The following is a 19394-nucleotide window of genomic DNA, read 5'->3' as shown; positions in this document are numbered from 1 at the left end:
TCCTGATGAATGAATTTTTTCCTTTAGCAAGCGCCGCCGGGATGACCGTCGGCCTTGCCGTTTGTGCATTGATTGTCGGACTGGCGCTGGCGATGTTCTTTGCGGTATGGGAGTCGGCAAAATGGCGTCCTGTCGCGTGGGCAGGTTCGGCGCTGGTAACCATTCTGCGTGGCCTGCCAGAAATTCTGGTGGTGCTGTTTATCTATTTTGGCTCCTCACAGCTGCTGCTGACGCTTTCGGATGGCTTCACCATCAATCTTGGGATCGTGCAGATCCCGGTGCAGATGGACATTGAGAACTTCGACGTGAGCCCGTTCCTTTGTGGTGTCATCGCTCTGTCGCTGCTGTATGCCGCCTATGCCTCGCAAACGCTGCGCGGTGCATTAAAAGCGGTGCCAGTTGGCCAGTGGGAATCCGGTCAGGCGCTGGGGCTGTCGAAATCGGCTATTTTCTTTCGTCTGGTGATGCCACAGATGTGGCGTCATGCGTTGCCTGGCCTCGGTAACCAGTGGCTGGTGCTGCTGAAAGATACCGCGCTGGTCAGTTTGATTAGTGTGAATGATTTAATGCTACAAACCAAAAGCATCGCTACCCGTACCCAGGAACCATTTACCTGGTACATTGTGGCGGCGGCGATTTACCTGGTGATTACCCTGCTCAGCCAGTACATTCTCAAACGCATTGACCTGCGCGCGACACGTTTTGAGCGGAGGCCCAGCTAATGTTTGAGTATTTACCTGAACTGATGAAAGGGCTGCATACCAGCCTGACGCTAACCGTTGCCTCGCTGATTGTGGCGCTGATTCTGGCGTTGCTTTTTACCATCGTCCTGACGCTGAAAACGCCGGTGCTGGTGTGGCTGGTGCGGGGTTATATCACGCTGTTTACCGGTACGCCGCTGTTGGTGCAGATCTTCCTGATTTATTACGGGCCGGGCCAGTTCCCGACGTTGCAGGAGTATCCGGCACTGTGGCATTTACTGTCAGAACCGTGGCTGTGTGCACTGATTGCGTTGTCGCTGAACAGTGCGGCGTATACCACGCAACTGTTTTACGGCGCGATCCGCGCGATCCCGGAAGGTCAATGGCAATCCTGTAGCGCCCTGGGAATGAGCAAAAAAGACACGCTGGCGATCCTGCTGCCGTATGCCTTTAAACGCTCGCTCTCTTCTTATTCCAACGAAGTGGTGCTGGTGTTCAAAAGTACCTCTCTGGCTTACACCATTACGCTGATGGAAGTGATGGGTTACAGCCAGTTGTTGTACGGGCGCACCTACGATGTGATGGTATTTGGCGCGGCGGGGATTATTTACCTGATCGTTAACGGCCTGCTGACGCTGATGATGCGCCTGATCGAGCGTAAAGCGCTGGCGTTTGAGCGACGGAATTAATATGGCTGCGTGCTGATGCCGGATGCGGCGTACATTAGCTGGATGATTTGTAGGTCTGATAAGACGCGTCAGCGTCGCATCAAACACCAGCACATACCCCACATACTGCATAAATTCTTATAATGAAGACGGGCAACCCACTAAGTTGTCCGTCTTTTTTTATTCCATTTAAATTATTTAATCATATTTATTGCATATAAATTCACTTAATGGCATTGTTATCCCATGCCACAGACACGGCCCAAAATCATAAGATTGACAGACGGGAGTTCCATCATGAAAAAGTTAGTTCTTGCCGCATTACTTGCATCCTGTGCGTTCGGCGCTTCTGCCGCGGAGAAAATCAATTTTGGCGTATCAGCGACCTATCCTCCGTTCGAGTCGATGGATGCCAATAACCAGATTGTCGGCTTTGATATCGACCTGGCAAAAGCCTTGTGCAAACAGATGCAGGCAGAATGTACTTTTACTAATCACGCGTTCGACAGCCTGATCCCGTCACTGAAATTCAGGAAATATGACGCCGTTATCTCCGGTATGGATATCACGCCGGAGCGTAGCAAGCAGGTATCGTTTACCACGCCCTACTATGAAAACTCAGCCGTCGTAATTGCCAAAAAAGATACCTACAAAACGTTTGCCGATCTGAAAGGTAAACGTATTGGGATGGAAAACGGCACCACGCACCAGAAATATATTCAGGATCAGCACCCGGAAGTGAAAACTGTCTCCTATGACAGTTATCAGAATGCCTTTATCGATCTGAAAAATGGCCGTATTGATGGGGTATTTGGTGATACAGCGGTGGTGAACGAATGGCTGAAAACCAATCCGCAACTGGGCGTTGCGACTGAGAAAGTGACCGATCCGCAATACTTCGGCACCGGCCTGGGTATCGCTGTACGTCCTGATAACAAAGCTCTGCTGGAAAAACTGAATAACGCGCTGGCAGCGATTAAAGCAGACGGCACATATCAGAAAATCAATGACCAGTGGTTCCCGCAGTAATTGAGACTGATGACAAAAGTAAGATTGCCTGATGCACTACGCTTATCAGGCCCGCATCAACTCTGCAATGTATTGATTTAGCATGATTTTGTAGGCCGGATAAGGCGTTCACGCCGCATCCGGCATGAACAAATCGCACCTGATCAGCAATCTGAAGCCGCACCTGCGGCTTTTTTATTGCTTCACCAGCAGCGTCAGCACTTCATAGTGCGCGGTGTGCGGGAACATATCAAAAAGCTGTACCCGCTCAATGCGATAACCAGGCAGTTCGCGAATATCTTTGGCCATCGTTTGAGCGTTACAGCTGGAGTAAATGATAAAACGTGGTGCCATCGTTGCGAGATAATCACACAGCGGTTTACCAATGCCGCGGCGCGGCGGGTTAACCAGCACCAGCTCCGGCACATCTCCCTGAGCGGTGGCAAACTGAGTGGAATCCAGCGCCTGAAATTGCAGACGCGTTAAGCCCAGTTCAGCGGCTGATTGCTTCGCACAGGCAATGGCTTCTGGCGCAATTTCGATCCCGGTTAACTGCATGTCAGCCGTCGCGCAGTGTAAACCAAACCCCCCCACGCCGCAGAACAGATCCCACATATGTTTAACCGGCAGCTGCCGTACCCAGTCGCGCGCGGTGGCATACAGCTGGCTGGCGACCGCCGGATTAGTCTGGAAGAAACTTTGCGGGCGGATCCACAGCGGCACATCGTTAAAACGCTCTGCCAGCGACTGTTGTTCCGTCAGGTAGATCTCCGTCTCCCCTTCCATAATCGCCATATGTACCGGCTGAATGTTGACGGTAATGACTTTCAGCTGCGGCAATTGTGCCTGTAACCACGGCAATGCCTTACGCAGTTGTGCCAGTTTGGTTTCAGAACGCAGTACAAAGCGCAGCATCATGCCGCCATCACTCTGGCTTTCAGTCAGCAGAATGTATTTCAGTTCGCCACGCTTACGCGCCACGTTGTAAGGCGTTAACCCCGCACGGGCGATAAACGGTTTTAGCGCCGCAAAAACGGGCGCAAAAGAGGCAGGATAAAGCGGGCAATCGCAAAGATCTTCCGGCGTGCCGTCGCGATGCAGCATTCCGAGCAGTGGTTTTTCAACACTGCCACTCACCACCATTTTGGCTTTATTACGAAACCCTTGTTCCGGGCCAGACACCGGCGCGCACCATTCCTCAACCGGAAAATCGGCCAGCAGATTCTTAAGATCGGCGGTTTTAGCGGAGAGTTGCTGTGGTATCGGCTGCGTTATCCACTGACAGGAACGACAGCGACCCGCGTCGTAAAGTGCGCACTGCATACATTGACCTTCACATCATCAGGGGCGACGATTATACACATTATTGCAACTGGAAGAACCGCCGACTGGTCGAGGGAACGAACAGCAGCATCAGGATGAGCATATCCGGCAGCTTCTGCAGCATCAGGCTATGGAAGATTTCACGTTTTGATTCACCGGGAATGCTGAACAACTCCGGATAACCATAACCCAGCGAAGCAGCCCACAAATAACTGGCGGCCGTGATTTGTGTCAGCAGATACAGCCAGCGCGCCCAGCGACGCCCTTTCACCAGCGAAAACGCACACCAGATCTCAATAAAAACCAGCGCCAGACTGCTTAAAAAGACCAGCGTTAAACTCCAGGTTTGTACGCTGCGATGAATGAACTCGCCAATACCGCGCACGCCTAATGTATTGAAAATCATCAACACGTCGAGGCCACGGATCATAATAATGGCGAGCGCCGCCACCTGCACCAGCGCAGGCACATTCAGGCGAGCATGTGATGAAGATGTTTTCTTAAAAAATCCCAACGGTTCGTCTTCCATGAAAACAATGCCGCGACATGCGCGGCATTATGTAGCCAGGTTGGCAAATTTTAGTGTCTTCAGCCACGTCTTGCACGCTGGATATCGCGTATCCGCTGCTTTTCTGCGCGAGCCATCAGATACCAGGCGATAAATCCGACAATTCCGACCGCACCGAGAATTAACGTTGCAAGTGCGTTAATTTCTGGATTAACCCCCATCCGCACGCTGGAGAAGACCAGCATCGGTAACGTCGTGGCTCCCGGCCCGGAAACAAAGCTGGCAATCACCAGATCATCAAGCGACAAAGTAAAAGCCAGTAACCAGCCAGAAATGATCGCGGGCATGATCATCGGTAGTGTAATGACGAAAAACACTTTCAGCGGCATCGCACCGAGATCCATCGCCGCTTCTTCTATCGATCGATCCAGTTCCCGCAGACGCGACGAAATAACGACTGCCACATAAGCCATACAGAAAGTGACATGCGCCAGCCAGATGGTGAGCATACCGCGGTCCGCAGGCCAGCCAATGGCATGTGCAAGCGCGACGAATAACAACAACAGCGACAAGCCCGTGATGACATCTGGCATCACCAGCGGCGCGGTGATCATAAAGGCAAAACCATTTGATCCGCGAAACCTGCCAAAGCGCACCAGCACCACCGCCGCAATTGTCCCGAGGATCGCCGCCGCCGTCGCCGCACAGGCCGCAATTGTCAGGCTTAAACCAACCGCACTCATCATTGCGTCATCGCGCAATAACTCACCGTACCAACGCGTTGACCAGCCCGCCCACACCGTCACCAGCTTCGAGCTGTTAAATGAATAGATAACCAGCATCAGCATTGGCGCATAAAGAAAGGTGAAGCCCAGCAGCAAAATCACAATCCGCCAGGGCGAACGAACGACCGGTAAATTATTCATCCGTGTTCTCCCACACTTTTTTGCTGATACTTGTGGAACCACATAATAGGCACGATTAGCAGCAACAACATGATAATCGCCACTGCCGAGGCGACAGGCCAGTCACGGTTATTGAAGAACTCCTGCCACAGCACGCGGCCAATCATGATGCTATCCGGACCGCCGAGCAGTTCCGGGATCACAAACTCGCCAACCGCAGGAATAAAGACCAACATCGATCCGGCAATAATTCCGCCTTTGGTGAGTGGCACGATCACGGTAAAGAACGTTTTCAGCGGTCGTGCACCGAGATCCAGTGCCGCTTCCACCAGCGAATAATCAATACGCATCAACGCGGTGTAGATTGGCAGCACCATAAACGGCACATAGGCGTAAACAATGCCAATATAGACCGCCAGGTTGGTATGCAGAATGGTCAGTGGTTGATCGATAACGCCCAGCCACAGCAGGAAGTTATTCAGCACGCCATTGTTTTTTAATATTCCCATCCAGGCATAAACGCGGATCAGAAACGAGGTCCACGACGGCAGGATCACCAGCAGCAATAAGATATTGCGGGTCGAGGGTTTACTGTGCGCCACCGCCCACGCCAGCGGGTAGCCAAGCAATAAGCAGCAGATGGTCGAAATCGCTGCCACCTGTAACGACTGGAGATAAGCATCGAAATAGAGCGGATCGTCGGTAAGTTGCAGGAAATTACCAAGATTGAGGGTGATTGACAGTTGCCCGTCGGCCCACTCCATCAGTTCGGTATAAGGCGGAATAGCTCGCGCCATCTCTGCAAGACTTATTTTAAAGACAATCAGAAATGGCAGCAGGAATAGCAAAATTAACCAGATATACGGCAGGGCAATCACCAGTTTGCGCCCGTGCTTCATCTGCCACTGCGTAAGCCACTGTTTTAACCCGCCCGGCTGGACAGGAGGTTCAAGTGTACTCATCTTTGCTCCTTAAACCGTCAGCACCACACAACTGTCCACTTCCCAACATAAACGAACTTCATCACCCCAGGTCGGTAGCCCTTTGCGGTGACGATGCGCGTTTTGTAGCTGGGCGCTAATCATCTGCCCGCTTTTCAGTCGAACGTGATACACCGAAAGATCGCCGAGATAGGCAATGTGTATCACCTCCCCCACCGCGAAGTTACAACCATTGGCGGGCGGCTCCTCGCAAAGCATGATTTTTTCCGGTCGCAGCGCCACATGTACCGGCACATTATCGACCACTGACGCCAGCGGATCGACTTTCAGCGGATGGACCAGCCCCGGTGAATCGAGCAACAGGCCGTCTTCCTGGCGCTCTTTTAGTAGCCCTTCAAAGACGTTGACTGAACCAATAAACTCAGCGCTGTAGCGGGTAGTCGGATGCTCGTAAATCTCTTCCGGCTCGCCAATCTGAACAAATTTCCCGCGATTCATAATGGCGATACGCCCCGCCATGGTCATCGCCTCTTCCTGATCGTGAGTAACCATTACGCAGGTCACGCCGACACGCTCCAGAATATCCACCACTTCAAGCTGCATCCGGTCACGCAATTTTTTATCCAGCGCGCCCATCGGCTCATCGAGCAGTAATAGTTTCGGGCGCTTGGCAAGGCTTCGGGCCAGGGCCACACGCTGGCGTTGGCCACCGGAAAGCTGGTGCGGTTTGCGTTTGGCGAACTCCTGCATATGTACCAGTCCGAGCATCTCGTTGACCCGGCTGGCAATTTCCGCTTTTGGCAATTTGTCCTGCTTCAGGCCAAAGGCGATGTTCTGTTCCACGGTCATATGGGGAAACAACGCGTAAGACTGAAACATCATATTGATGGGGCGTAGATAAGGAGGAACCCGTGACAGGTCGACGCCATCAAGCATAATCTGCCCGGCAGAAGGTTGTTCAAAACCTGCCAGCATACGTAGCAGTGTGGACTTGCCACAGCCGGATGCGCCCAGCAGTGCAAAGATTTCGCCTTTATAAATGGTCAGACTGACATCATCGACCGCATGTTGACCATCGTAGGATTTGGTCAAATTACGGATTTCTAATAGTGGTGTCAGCGACTTACGACTTTTCGCCTGCGGGCGAGGGATAGCGTCATTCACGGCTGCTCTCCGGCATTGAATGTGTGCAAGCGCACCATGATGGTGCGAATTGCCGGTGGGTGTGGTGCACCCGTCCGGCATCTACAACAGCAGATTATTTTCCGCTCTTCACTTTGGTCCAGGCGCGTGTGCGCACCCGATCGATTTTTGGATCCTGCACTTGTAGTGTGAACATTTTGGCGCGAACGTCCGCAGGCGGGTAAATTCCTGGGTTATCACGGACTTCCGCACTCACCAGCGGCGTGGCTGCTTTATTGGCGTTAGCATAGAACACATGGTCGGAGATATGCGCGACCACATCCGGACGCAGCAGGTAATTCAGGAACTGATAAGCTTCGTCTTTATTTTTGGCATCCGCAGGCATGGCGAATACATCAAAGAATGCCATCGCCCCTTCTTTCGGAATCGAGAAAGAGACATTCACACCGTTTTTCGCTTCTTTCGCGCGGTTAGACGCCTGCCACACATCGCCCGCCCAGCCAATAGCGACGCAAATATCGCCGTTTGCCAGATCGTTAATGTATTGAGATGAATGGAAATAACGAATATTTGGACGCAGCTTTAACAGCAGATCGGTTGCCGGGCCAGTGTAATCATCCGCTTTGGTGCTGTTGGGATCTTTGCCAAGATAATTCAGCACGGTAGCAAAAACTTCTTCCGGCGCATCAAGGAAAGAGACACCGCAGCTTTTCAGTTTTTCCAGATTTTCAGGTTTGAGGATCAAGTCCCAGCTATCGACGGGCGCGTTTTCGCCCAGTACCGCTTTGACTTTATCGACGTTGTAGCCAATTCCGGTGGTCGCCCACATATACGGCATGGCAAATTTATTGTCGGGATCGTGTTTTGCCACCAGCTTCAGCAGTTCTGGATCGAGATTCTTCCATTCTGGCAATTTGCTTTTATCCAACGGCTGGAATACACCAGCAGTCAGCTGGCGTTCAAGAAAACTGGCTGATGGAACGACAAGATCAAAGCCGGTGCTCCCCGCCATTAACTTGCCTTCCAATACTTCGTTGGAATCGAAAACATCGTAGACGACTTTTATACCCGTCTCTTTTTCAAAATTTGCCACTGTATCCGGGGCGATATAATCAGACCAGTTATAGATGTGGAGTGTTTTTTGTTCAGCCGCGAGAGTGCCGACAGAGACGGCCATCAGAGCACCTGCAACCAGACCCGATAGCCATTGTTTTTTTAAGGCGGTCATATCTCTTTCCTTCTGAAAGTTCGTTAACAAACGAACAAAAGTTGTCACACTGAAAGATATGCAATAAACGTGCATATTTTTTATCGGCGCGGCGCAAGAAAAGAGAACTCTCTCCCGGCCAGCATTGCTCGCTATATAAAAGCCTCGCAAGAATAACTTTAGCCAGGGTTTGAAACTATAGCTGTAATTAAAAAACAGTATTTAACAAATTTTTATGCGCATTTGCTCTATGTGATAAAGCAAATTCGGCATAAGACAAGTGAAAAAATCTTTAATGGAAGGTTAAATTTAGCAGGAAATATTATAATGCGCAGTCACTGTGGCAGCGACTGCGTGCTCAAAAAGAGTTATCAGTGAAGGAAATAGTTTTCGGTAACGTTATTTTGCCCTTCATCGTCAGTCGGCAACAGCAGTTGATGGGCATTGGCTTCAAGGATGACCATCGAAATCTGCTCTTCACTCTGGCGTACGAACCATGCAAATTGTTCATAGGTTACGCCCTGCATAACGGATAAAGACTGGCAAACCACCAGCTTTGGCAGATTATCATCCTGCATATCAAGAAATGCTTTCACAGTCAGCGAACTAGCATTGATGGCCGACAAATCCGCCGCCAGCGGCAACACGGCTGAAGGTCTGACTTCCGCCATGGCAGAAAACAGGATCGTGTTATCAATCAGGTCGATTTTGGCATCAAAGACACCGTCAAAATTCTGCATATGCGGCAGATGTAGCGCCTGACAGTTATCACATTCAAAAAAACTCATCCCCAGGTCATCGAGCCATTGACGCAACGTATCCAGACCAGGAACGACCAGCGATGTCATAATTTTGTACAACCTCTTCCGATAAAAAGACTGGCACAGCTTACGCAAAAAGCGCAGGCAAAACCATGATCAGTCACGTTATTGCGACTAACCACCGGTTTTTAAGCAATATTCTGCCGTGGCGTGACGCTCAATCCAGCGGATCATTTTACCCGCGATGTCGATACCGGTGGTTTTCTCTATTCCTTCCAGACCGGGCGACGCATTCACCTCCATCACTAACGGTCCGCGATTTGCACGCAGAATATCCACACCAGCAACATCCAGTGCCATCGTTCGTGCGGCTTTTATGGCGATTTCACGCTCCTGCGGGGTAATACTGGCAATGCTTGCCGCGCCGCCACGATGCAAATTGGAACGAAAATCGCCCTCCTTCGCCTGCCGTTCAATTGCCGCGACCACTTCATCGCCAACGACCAGACAACGAATATCACGGCCTTTTGCTTCTTTTATATATTCCTGCACCAGAATATGCGCATTAAGACCGCGAAAAGCGTCAATTACGCTTTCTGCTGCCTGACGCGTCTCCGCCAGCACCACTCCAATCCCCTGCGTGCCTTCGACCAACTTGACCACCAGCGGTGCACCACCGACCATCTCGATTAAGTCGCTGGTATCATCCGGCGAATGCGCCATGCCTGTTACAGGCAGGTCAATGCCCTGTCGCGCTAACAGTTGCATGGAACGCAATTTGTCACGCGCACGGGCAATCGCAACCGATTCGTTCAACGGATAGCTCCCCAGCATTTCGAACTGGCGTAACGCCGCAGTCCCATAAAAGGTAATGGCGGTGCCAATGCGCGGGATCACCGCGTCAAAATGGGGTAGCTTGCGGCCTTTATAATGAATAGAAGACGCCGCAGGATTAATGTTCATATAGCAAGAAAGCGGATCGAGAATTTCAACCAGGTGACCGCGCTGTATAGCGGCTTCACGCAGCCGCTTACACGAATAGAGCGTTCCATCCCGGGACAATATGGCAATTTTCACCCTGCACCTCTCTGTCAGACCTGGTCAAAAGCCCGCGTATCATACATCGGCGTTACGGTTTTAGCGCGTCGCCCAACCTTGTTTATGCAAATAATCGAGAATAAAAGGACGGCTTTCTTTGATAATCGTCCGACGAATATGATCGCTCCAGGTATCCCGACGATTATTGCTGCCACGGCTGAGATAATATTCCGCCAGTTGCTCGTCATACTGCGCCAGAGCGTCTTTATCCAGCGGTTGATAGCTGTTTTCATGCACCACAATAGAGGCGGGTAAACGCGGTTTGAGATCCGGTTTATCCGCAGGCCAGCCAAGACACAGACCAAATAGCGGCAAAACATGCTTCGGTAACTTCAGCAGTTCCGTCACCGCTTCGATATTATTGCGTAGGCCACCAATATATACTCCGCCCAATCCCAGAGATTCCGCTGCAGTTAATGCATTTTGCGCCATCATCGCCGTATCAACGACACCGAGCAACAGTTGTTCCGCCAGGCCAAGTTGTGCATCCGGACAGATCTGTAAATGACGGTTAAAGTCGGCACAGAACACCCAGAACTCCGCCGCTTGCGCCACATGTTTTTGCCCGCCGGTCAGCGTTACCAGTTCTTCACGCAGCGTTCTATCGGTAATGCGAATAATGCTACTGCATTGCAAAAAACTAGAACTGGAAGTCGCTCGGGCGCTGTTGATAATCGCCTCACGCTGCGCCTCAGAAATGGGGTCATCAGTGAAATGGCGAATGGAGCGATGGCCACAAATAAGTTCAATGGTTGGCGTCATTATCTTTTTCTCTTTCTGAACGTGAAGATTCCAGTGGACGGTTCATCAGTTGTGGGGCAAGCCGTTTTGCCACCTGAAGAATAACCACCACCGCAGCGGGAAGCATGAGCAAAACACCGAGAAAAATCATCAGAATTTGTATCTCTGGCGTCGAAAACGGCACCGGAAGCGAAAGGTAATGGCTTAACGACAGCAGCGCCGTCACCAGTAACATCATGCCGATGAATTCCAGTATCAGCACGCTTTTAGGTAATTTACCGATCGCGCGCATAAGCTTCCCTCTGCAAAGTGAATTGCTATTTTAAAACCTTTCGTTGCGTTGTGCTTAACAGTTATAGCTTTAAGCAATCAATGCAACAGGTTAAACCTACTTTCAGCGAGTAAATTTTGGCGTAATCATGGCGGACATAAACAGATGAGGAGAGAAACAATGCAAACCGTTATTTTTGGTCGTCCGGGTTGCCCTTACTGCGTGCGTGCTAAAGAGTTGGCAGACAAACTGAGTAATGAACGCGATGACTTTGAATATCAGTATGTTGATATTCGTGCAGAAGGGATTAGCAAAGAAGATTTACAACAGAAAGCGGGTAAACCAGTAGAAACCGTACCGCAGATTTTTGTCGATCAGCAACACATCGGCGGCTATACCGATTTTGCTGCCTGGGTGAAAGAGAATCTTGAAGCCTGATTGCCGGATAAGCCCTCTCTGTTTGAGGGCTTTATTGATTTTTTCTGTGCTGTGACTTGAACAAACTACTAATAAACAAGAAACACAACGCCCCCAACGCACACCAGAAGACGGCGCTCAATAACCATGCCAACTCTTGCCAGAATGAGCGTGTTGGTGAAAAAAACAGACGCATAATTAACATAGAACACGGTGCCGCCAGCATTGCGCCAAACAGCGGTTTAAGGACTTCTCTACGCTGCGAAAAAAAGCTGGCAACCGCCCCAGGAAGAATGAAAAACAGCAAGCCGATTTCAGGATGCCCGGCAGCCCGAAAAGCGCCTTTCATTTGCGTCGCCAGGAACAGGCACACTACAATGAAGAGGACAAAACAGCAGATTGCCCCCGCCCAACGTTGTTTATGTTTCACTCGCTCCTCCTGACACTGCCTCTATCGAACACATTTTCGCCACTATGGCGTTCAGTAAGATAAAGCCGCTTCGCATTCCATGCTAATATAGGCCAACGCAATTTTTATAGCCGTTGGTACTTAATGTGATTACACTAGTAAAATATATTGTTTCTTTACTATTGCTTATGTGCGCTGAATGAATCCGCGCCCTGATTTCAGGTGAAAACATTATCTTAAATTACCATTTCTTTCAACAGCTTACTCGTAAACAAGAAGTTAGTCTCCGTGAATATAAACGTCGCCGAATTGTTAAATGGGAATTACATTCTGTTATTATTTGTAGTCCTTGCGCTTGGACTATGTCTAGGAAAATTACGACTTGGTTCAATCCAACTGGGTAATTCCATTGGCGTTTTAGTCGTATCGTTACTATTAGGGCAACAACATTTCAGCATTAACACCGACGCGCTTAATCTTGGCTTTATGTTGTTTATTTTCTGCGTCGGGGTCGAAGCCGGACCCAACTTTTTTTCCATTTTTTTCCGCGATGGGAAAAATTACCTAATGTTAGCTCTGGTGATGGTTAGCAGTGCGCTGGCGATCGCCTTAGGGTTGGGTAAGCTGTTTGGCTGGGATATCGGTCTGACGGCCGGTATGTTGGCTGGCTCCATGACATCGACACCGGTTCTGGTCGGTGCTGGCGACACATTACGCCATTCCGGTATGGAAAGCGGACAGCTCACCACGGCACTGGATAATCTAAGCCTTGGGTATGCGTTAACCTATTTAATTGGCCTGGTGAGTTTAATTGTCGGTGCACGTTATTTACCGAAGTTGCAACATCAGGATTTACAGACCAGCGCCCAACAAATCGCTCGCGAACGTGGCCTGGACACCGATGCCAGCCGCAAAGTTTATTTGCCGGTGATCCGCGCCTACCGTGTCGGCCCGGAGCTGGTGGCCTGGACCGACGGCAAAAATCTGCGTGAATTGGGTATTTATCGTCAAACTGGTTGCTACATTGAACGTATTCGTCGTAACGGGATTCTGGCAAATCCAGATGGCGACGCCGTACTGCAAATGGGCGATGAGATAGCGTTAGTGGGATATCCAGACGCCCACGCCCGCCTCGATCCCAGCTTCCGTAACGGTAAAGAAGTTTTTGATCGTGACCTTCTCGACATGCGTATCGTCACTGAAGAGGTCGTCGTCAAAAACCATAACGCGGTAGGTAAACGTCTGGCACAACTAAAGTTGACCGATCACGGTTGCTTCCTTAACCGCGTCATCCGCAGCCAGATTGAGATGCCAATTGATGACAACGTTGTGCTTAATAAAGGTGATGTTTTACAGGTGAGCGGCGATGCCCGTCGCGTGAAAACCATTGCTGACCGCATCGGCTTTATCTCGATTCACAGCCAGGTCACAGACCTGCTGGCATTCTGCGCGTTCTTTGTTATTGGCCTGATGATCGGGATGATTACCTTCCAGTTCAGTACATTTAGCTTTGGCATGGGTAACGCTGCTGGCTTGTTATTCGCCGGCATTATGTTGGGCTTTATGCGCGCTAACCACCCGACCTTCGGTTACATTCCGCAGGGGGCGTTAAGCATGGTGAAAGAGTTCGGCTTGATGGTGTTTATGGCAGGCGTTGGTTTAAGCGCCGGTAGCGGTATTAATAACGGCCTGGGCGCGATCGGTGGTCAGATGTTAATTGCCGGATTGATTGTCAGTCTGGTACCGGTGGTTATCTGCTTCCTGTTCGGCGCTTATGTACTGCGTATGAACCGCGCACTCCTGTTCGGCGCGATGATGGGTGCGCGTACTTGTGCTCCGGCAATGGAGATCATCAGCGACACCGCACGCAGTAACATCCCAGCCTTAGGTTATGCGGGCACTTATGCAATAGCTAACGTACTGCTAACGCTGGCCGGGACAATCATTGTCATGGTATGGCCAGGACTCGGATAAAACTGAAGTTGCCCTGAAAATGAAATTTTTTTGTACAATCGGCGAACTTTTCTTTGGGGCATCAGTCTTAATTAGTGCCACTGCTTTTCTTTGATGTCCCCATTTTGTGGAGCCCATCAACCCCGCCATTTTGGTTCAAGGTTGATGGGTTTTTTGTTGCCTGAAATTTATGCCGTTTAAAATCATGATGTTAGAAGCACTGTTTTTTAACGATGGCGACAAAATGGCGGCAGCGTCAAAGAGAGAGCGCCATCTGTCCTGATTTCATTGGATGCGGCTGAACCGGATTTGACTCTTTTGGCGTTGCAATCGAACGAACAAAAGTTTCATGGGTAACAAAAGTATGGCTGCAGTTAATGTTCTGGCACTGGTTGTAACGCTCTTTGGTCAATGAAGATACCTGAAAACTGCTGCGAGTATGGGCGGCACTTCCACACAGTGGGCAAATCATCATTTTTCGAGCTCTCCCCATTTTTGCTAAATTCACAATAATGATACCGCATTATTCCATTTTGAAAACTTAAAAGTTCTCCATTGCGAAGAATCACTCCATTTCGAAATCATCAATCTTCACTTCAAGCTCCAGACTGGTCGTAAAACCGTTATCCGGGCTGACGGTATGCGTCAGAGTCGTAATGGTCCATTCCGCATCATCTATCGGCTGTTTAAAGCCACTGACTTTCACTGGCATTTCCGTGTAGAGATCTGCCCGCCCTTCCGCCAGTTGTAGCGAGAATGACGCAACGCCGCGTTGCAGGCGTTCCCACTGCATTTTCGCTGCCCGTTCAGCGTTGCTCCGGTTGGCATAAGTGCGATTAAGTACCAGCACGTTTTCATCCGTACCCACCAGGTAATCGCCCTGCTTCGCTTCCGGCTCTTTCTTCTGCTTCTTAGTCCTGCGCTTACGCTTCACCGTGGTGCTTTCTTTCTTCGCAGGTTCGCGGGTATGCAACCAGCTGGCAATTACGCCCGTGTAGGCTCCGCGATCTGCCAGGGTAAAGCGGTGACTGTCGCCGTCCTTCCGTGTGATAGTGATCACCGGCAGTGGTTTACCGCTGGCGCTTTTACCCTGTCCCTGCCGGATGAATAACAGATTGCCATTTTTCACCGACGCAATAGCACCGTACTGGCGCGCCAGCCGCATCAGAAAACTGCCGTCACTCTCATTGGTCTGGTCTATATGCTCCACGGGTTTATCCGACAGGTCTTCACCCAATGCCATCTTCAGTTTGTGCCGCGCAGCTATTTCCTTCACCACTTCCCCAACGGTGGTCTTGTGCCACGATTTTTCACGGCGGGTATTCAGGGTTTCACGAAAATCAGCACTTCGCGCCCGGATAGTCAGGCGGTCCGGTGCGCCAGTGTGTTCAATCTCGTCCACCGTGAATGCCCCTTTCGGGAAAAGCGGCTGCCCCTTCCAGCCCAGCGCCAGCGTAATGACCGCACCACGGCGCGGCAGCACGATTTTTCCGTCAGCGTCGTCCAGCTCCAGATCAAGCTGGTCTGCTTCAAAGCCCCGATTGTCCGTCAGCGCCAGACTCATCAGGCGGTTATCCAGCACTGTGGTGATATCCCTGCCCTCAATACTGATGCTGAATGCGGGAGTTTTGTTACCTTTGTTAAGCAGTTCAGAGCTGAAATTCACGACAGCAGCCCTCCCACCGTTTTACTGATATCGCTTAAGGCAGACGTTGCCATGTCCTGCAGATTATTCAGTTGCGCACTAAGATCACCGAACATATCGGACAGGGATTCATCCACCCGTTTGAGCGACAGGGTGAACTCAATCCGGCGCGGCATACCGTCGCGGAAAAACTCCGTTTTAGTCTGATTCAGTCCCTCAATCACATACATGCCGTAAATCGTGCCGCTGCCTTCAATCAGGGGCCATGCTTTCCCCTGTTCTGCCATCTGCTCCAGTGCCAGCAACGACAGCCTGCCGCCTGTTATCTCCGGCATAAGAACACCAGAAAGCGTCAGCATGTCGTTGTCCGGTCCCAGAAACTGCGTGGACGGACGACGATTTACCCGGCTGTTAGCCGCATGTCGCCAGCTGCGTTGATACTGCAGTTCCTGATACGGCACGGTGCGCAGCATAAACACGTACAATCCAAGCACCATCATCATGCGTCGTATCCCCCTTGATCGCTGTAGTTACTCCTGGCTTTTGCCTTCAGCCTGCGTTCACGTTCATCAAGCTGGCGTGCCACCTCCCGCGCAATATCCTGCGCACTTTGTCCTGGCTGCGTCTGAATGATGATCTGCGTCGGTGCCTCAATCCGTTGAACGGGCGGCACAGTGGCTGCACGACTCACCATCGCTCCGCCGCCTTTCGCGGGAAGTGCCAAAGGATGCAACGGTGGAAGCTCTGCAGGCGCGGCAGCAACGCCCATCATTCCGGCGACAACCGCAGCCAGTGCAGCTGTATTTCTCCGGCTGGTCACGTTTGCCGGGCCGTTGACAATTTCAGGCCCGTTTTCACCGACAATGCCGAACTGCCCGCGCGGGATATACCCGCCGCTGTCATACATCCCCGCAAAGCCATATCCCCATGACGGAAAACCACCCGATGTCATCATCACTTTACCGTCTGCATTCACCGTCGCAGGTTGCTGATGCGTCACGCTTTCCGGCAGTTTTGCCTTTGCGGCCTCTTTACTGACAATGCCGAGTTTTTCCAGCAACCAGGATACGCCGGATTTGAGGGAGTCCAGCGGATGCATAACCATATTCAGCCCTTCCGCCAGTGCCTCCCCGAATCGTCGCCCCATTGCCGCTGCGCTCTGCAGTTCGGCAGAGGTCGACTTAACAGGCGTCAGCAGATCAGTAAACCAGCCCCACAGCGCCTGTACTCTGTCGCCAATCCACTGAAACACAGGCTTAAGTGGTTCGAATGCAGCACTGATGGGACCTGCCGCCGCTTTGAATCCCTCCACCACGCCACCGAGAAATGCGGTGATGGGTTGCCAGTATTTCCAGACAACCAGCGCCACGCCTGCCAGTGCAGTAACCACTAGACCTATCGGACTGAGCAGAGCACCTAACAGACCAGATATGGCATACAGGGCAACGCGCAGCATCGCCAGTGGACCAGATGCCAGTACTCGCAGCACCGTGCCTGCGGCGACCAGTCCACCGCGCAGTACCGCCAGAGGATTCATAAACATCACAGCAACCGCACGTAAACCGGATAATCCAGACCGCAAAAGTGCAACCGGCGCACCTGCTACAGTTTTCAGGACATTTCCCGTCAGTGATGCCGTACGGCGCAAAGACGACAACGGCGCAGTAAGTAAACCCGCTGCGTTACCCGATGAAGCAAGCCCGCGTCGCAGCAGTGCCAGTGGAGCGCCAGCTAACCAGGACAACGCGCTGCTGGTTCGTGTTACTGCTGCCGTAACGGAAGGTAACGTTTTGATGCCCAGCACAGAGAATCCCAGACGGATGACTGCCAGCGGCCCCAGCACTGCAGCCAGCGCCACAGCCAAGGTGCCGAGGCCTACGGTAACCGCAGCCACAACAGCCGCTACTTTCATCAGTGTGCCTGTCAGTTCCGGGTTAGCTTCCACCCAGCGGCGCAACGCCCCCGTGATGCTTTTCACCGTGTACAGAATATCCATCAGCGGCTGGCGCAGCGTTTCGCCCAGGCTGCTGAAGGTGTTCTGCGCTCCGGTTTTGACCAGCAACCACTGAGCAGAAAGTGAGTCTTTGTTGATGTCGGATTCTTTCTGCATGGAACCGAGCGCATCATTGCCCGCTGTCAGTTTTAGCTGGCGCTGCAGTTCCGGCAGGTTGTTTGCCAGTTTCGCCGCGTCATCGCCAAACTCTTTACCAAACAACATGGTCATGGCAGACAGACGTTTATCCTGCGGTAGTGCGTTCACCTTCTCCAGTACGCGCTGGATAGTTCCCATCGCATCCTTCGTCATCTGCTTTTCAATCACTTCAGGATTGAGTTTCAGCAGATTCATCCCTTCAAAGAAACTCTTGCTTTGCATGGTGGCAATGGACAATTCACGCACCATCGCGTTTGCTGCACTGGCTGCAACCTCTGGCGCAGCGCCCAGTGTCAGAAAGGTGGAACCCAGCGCCGCCGCTTTACGATAATCCAGACGATCAGCCACACCGCCCAGGCGTTGCATGACATCAATGATGTCTGCCCCTTTCGACATGGCGTTATCATCCAGATAGTTCAGCGCATCACCGAGCTGTTCAATATTGCGGGTAGGGATTTTGTAGAGCTGGGCGATTTTCCCCAGACTTTCTGACAGTTCATCCGCTGGCAGCTCAAAAGCTGTTGCCGCCTTTGCTGCCGTGCTGGCAAAGGCCAAAAGGTCACGTTTCTGGTCTTCCCAGCTGTCGTCAGGGTTTGCGACGTTCATGCGCGCACCACCTTCAACCAGTGCGGCGAAGTCCACCGCACCATTTTCCATCGGTAACTGTTCGCTGGCAGCCTTGATGGCATCCTGCATTTCATAAAAACGCGCAGTGCGATTGCCATTATCGTCACGCAGACCATTGACCTGCTTTGCCACACCTTTCATGGCATCTTCCATACTGGTATAGCTTTTTACTGCCGCCATCACTGGTGCGCCCATTGCCAGCCCTGCAGCCGTGGTGGTGGCTCCGGCACCTGCAATACGATCACGCACCTCCAGCGAACGGGCATAACTGGCACGCGCCGCATTCATCCTGCGCTGAGCTTCCCCCAGTCGCTTCAGGCGCGCCTCCTGTTTCGACAATTCCTGGTTATAACGTGATGTTTCACGGGCTAAACGGGCAGTTGCTCCCGCATCATCTTTCGCAGAAATTCCCGCCCGGTACAGTTCTGCACGCACAAGCGCCGTTTGCTTCTGCAAATATTTTTGTTGTTCTTCCAGGCGTTGGACTGCCAGCGTTTGCCGACCTAAAGCCACAAGGTGCCGTTGTGATGGTTGTTCCATCGCCTCCAGCTCAGAGCTAAGCAAATTAGCCTTCTGTCTGGCATAGTTCAGCCTGTCGCCTAACTTCTTGTTATCGGCCTGCAGCTTGCGAAATTTTTCCAGGCTGTTACCCGCCTGATTGAGTTGCTTTAATGCGTCACGGGAGTTTCTGATTGCGCAAGCCAGCTCTTTCGAACTGGCCTGTGCAGCACGGAATGGGCGGGTGAGTTTGTCAACCGCATTAAGAATGACCTGCAGGCGCAGGTTATTATTACTCATCGTTGGCCCCGCTTCTCTGAATCGCTTTATACCGCCATTCCAGCACTTCGGTCAGCGGCATAACGTCAGTAACGGATGGCGGCCAGTGGAAAATGGTGGCGATATCTGCCACCAGATC

General features: G+C 51.5%; 21 protein-coding genes. 5 read left to right on the top strand and 16 right to left on the bottom strand.

Going from position 1 to position 19394, the window contains the following annotated elements; translation table 11 throughout:
- Positions 1-5: 5 nt before the first annotated feature.
- The 3 genes from artQ to artJ all read left to right on the top strand — a co-directional run bounded on the left by artQ (position 6) and on the right by artJ (position 2398).
- Positions 6-722, top strand: a complete 717-nt coding sequence (gene artQ, locus AACS80_RS01140; RefSeq protein ID WP_001001699.1) for an arginine ABC transporter permease ArtQ — start codon at positions 6-8, stop codon at positions 720-722.
- Positions 722-1390 carry an arginine ABC transporter permease ArtM gene (gene artM / locus AACS80_RS01135; RefSeq protein WP_135409772.1) on the top strand — a complete coding sequence of 223 codons (669 nt, stop codon included), beginning with the start codon at positions 722-724 and terminating at the stop codon, positions 1388-1390. The genes artQ and artM overlap by 1 nt, the downstream gene beginning before the upstream one ends.
- A gap of 276 nt (positions 1391-1666) precedes the next feature.
- Positions 1667-2398, top strand: coding sequence for an arginine ABC transporter substrate-binding protein ArtJ (gene artJ, locus AACS80_RS01130; RefSeq protein ID WP_130222142.1), 732 nt, complete (start codon positions 1667-1669; stop codon positions 2396-2398).
- Between the two features lie 174 nt (positions 2399-2572).
- On the opposite strand, the gene rlmC is transcribed toward artJ, so the two are convergent.
- The 10 genes from rlmC to AACS80_RS01080 all read right to left on the bottom strand — a co-directional run bounded on the left by rlmC (position 2573) and on the right by AACS80_RS01080 (position 11296).
- Positions 2573-3700 carry a 23S rRNA (uracil(747)-C(5))-methyltransferase RlmC gene (rlmC, locus tag AACS80_RS01125; protein ID WP_135409771.1) on the bottom strand — a complete coding sequence of 376 codons (1128 nt, stop codon included), beginning with the start codon at positions 3698-3700 and terminating at the stop codon, positions 2573-2575.
- 40 nt (positions 3701-3740) lie between these two features.
- Positions 3741-4229 carry a YbjO family protein gene (locus AACS80_RS01120; RefSeq protein WP_130205221.1) on the bottom strand — a complete coding sequence of 163 codons (489 nt, stop codon included), beginning with the start codon at positions 4227-4229 and terminating at the stop codon, positions 3741-3743.
- A 59-nt stretch (positions 4230-4288) separates the two neighbouring features.
- Positions 4289-5134 carry a putrescine ABC transporter permease PotI gene (potI, locus tag AACS80_RS01115; protein WP_135409770.1) on the bottom strand — a complete coding sequence of 282 codons (846 nt, stop codon included), beginning with the start codon at positions 5132-5134 and terminating at the stop codon, positions 4289-4291.
- The gene (potH, locus tag AACS80_RS01110; protein ID WP_130205217.1) at positions 5131-6075 is read right to left on the bottom strand and encodes a putrescine ABC transporter permease PotH; all 945 of its coding nucleotides are present in this window, start codon (positions 6073-6075) and stop codon (positions 5131-5133) included. Before potH ends, potI begins: the two co-directional genes overlap by 4 nt.
- A 9-nt stretch (positions 6076-6084) precedes the next feature.
- On the bottom strand, positions 6085-7218 hold the full coding sequence (gene potG / locus AACS80_RS01105) for a putrescine ABC transporter ATP-binding subunit PotG (RefSeq protein WP_130214734.1): 1134 nt from the start codon (positions 7216-7218) through the stop codon (positions 6085-6087).
- A gap of 94 nt (positions 7219-7312) precedes the next feature.
- Complete coding sequence (potF, locus tag AACS80_RS01100) at positions 7313-8425, bottom strand: spermidine/putrescine ABC transporter substrate-binding protein PotF (protein WP_135491089.1); 1113 nt, start codon at positions 8423-8425, stop codon at positions 7313-7315.
- A gap of 350 nt (positions 8426-8775) precedes the next feature.
- A complete protein-coding gene (locus tag AACS80_RS01095; protein WP_000203025.1) occupies positions 8776-9252 on the bottom strand; it encodes a YbjN domain-containing protein in 477 nt (158 codons plus the stop codon).
- A gap of 87 nt (positions 9253-9339) precedes the next feature.
- Positions 9340-10242 carry a 30S ribosomal protein S6--L-glutamate ligase gene (gene rimK / locus AACS80_RS01090; RefSeq protein ID WP_130205211.1) on the bottom strand — a complete coding sequence of 301 codons (903 nt, stop codon included), beginning with the start codon at positions 10240-10242 and terminating at the stop codon, positions 9340-9342.
- 60 nt (positions 10243-10302) lie between these two features.
- Complete coding sequence (gene nfsA / locus AACS80_RS01085; protein WP_135409768.1) at positions 10303-11025, bottom strand: nitroreductase NfsA; 723 nt, start codon at positions 11023-11025, stop codon at positions 10303-10305.
- The gene (locus AACS80_RS01080; protein WP_130205207.1) at positions 11009-11296 is read right to left on the bottom strand and encodes a DUF1418 family protein; all 288 of its coding nucleotides are present in this window, start codon (positions 11294-11296) and stop codon (positions 11009-11011) included. The genes nfsA and AACS80_RS01080 overlap by 17 nt, the downstream gene beginning before the upstream one ends.
- A gap of 159 nt (positions 11297-11455) precedes the next feature.
- On the opposite strand from AACS80_RS01080, the gene AACS80_RS01075 reads away from it, so the two are divergent.
- Entirely contained in the window at positions 11456-11713 is a 258-nt protein-coding gene (locus AACS80_RS01075) for a GrxA family glutaredoxin (RefSeq protein ID WP_130205205.1), read from the top strand.
- A gap of 31 nt (positions 11714-11744) precedes the next feature.
- Here the strand turns inward: AACS80_RS01075 and AACS80_RS01070 are convergent, their stop codons facing one another.
- Positions 11745-12122 carry an inner membrane protein YbjM gene (locus AACS80_RS01070; RefSeq protein ID WP_130205203.1) on the bottom strand — a complete coding sequence of 126 codons (378 nt, stop codon included), beginning with the start codon at positions 12120-12122 and terminating at the stop codon, positions 11745-11747.
- 267 nt (positions 12123-12389) lie between these two features.
- On the opposite strand from AACS80_RS01070, the gene AACS80_RS01065 reads away from it, so the two are divergent.
- The gene (locus AACS80_RS01065) at positions 12390-14075 is read left to right on the top strand and encodes an aspartate:alanine antiporter (RefSeq protein WP_131162166.1); all 1686 of its coding nucleotides are present in this window, start codon (positions 12390-12392) and stop codon (positions 14073-14075) included.
- A gap of 235 nt (positions 14076-14310) precedes the next feature.
- Here AACS80_RS01065 and AACS80_RS01060 read toward each other — a convergent pair whose 3' ends face one another.
- The 5 genes from AACS80_RS01060 to AACS80_RS01040 all read right to left on the bottom strand — a co-directional run bounded on the left by AACS80_RS01060 (position 14311) and on the right by AACS80_RS01040 (position 19388).
- Positions 14311-14529: an ogr/Delta-like zinc finger family protein gene (locus tag AACS80_RS01060; protein ID WP_135409783.1), complete on the bottom strand. Its 219-nt coding sequence runs from the start codon at positions 14527-14529 to the stop codon at positions 14311-14313.
- Between the two features lie 90 nt (positions 14530-14619).
- Positions 14620-15720 carry a phage late control D family protein gene (locus AACS80_RS01055; RefSeq protein ID WP_135409767.1) on the bottom strand — a complete coding sequence of 367 codons (1101 nt, stop codon included), beginning with the start codon at positions 15718-15720 and terminating at the stop codon, positions 14620-14622.
- On the bottom strand, positions 15717-16202 hold the full coding sequence (locus AACS80_RS01050; RefSeq protein WP_000980389.1) for a phage tail protein: 486 nt from the start codon (positions 16200-16202) through the stop codon (positions 15717-15719). The genes AACS80_RS01055 and AACS80_RS01050 overlap by 4 nt, the downstream gene beginning before the upstream one ends.
- Positions 16199-19276: a phage tail tape measure protein gene (locus AACS80_RS01045; RefSeq protein WP_135409766.1), complete on the bottom strand. Its 3078-nt coding sequence runs from the start codon at positions 19274-19276 to the stop codon at positions 16199-16201. Before AACS80_RS01045 ends, AACS80_RS01050 begins: the two co-directional genes overlap by 4 nt.
- Entirely contained in the window at positions 19269-19388 is a 120-nt protein-coding gene (locus AACS80_RS01040) for a GpE family phage tail protein (RefSeq protein WP_000763311.1), read from the bottom strand. Before AACS80_RS01040 ends, AACS80_RS01045 begins: the two co-directional genes overlap by 8 nt.
- Between the last annotated feature and the right edge of the window lie 6 nt (positions 19389-19394).

Source organism: Escherichia sp. E4385 (assembly GCF_963883145.1).
Classification (GTDB): Bacteria; Pseudomonadota; Gammaproteobacteria; order Enterobacterales; family Enterobacteriaceae; genus Escherichia.
This window is presented reverse-complemented; position numbering and strand designations above follow the sequence as displayed.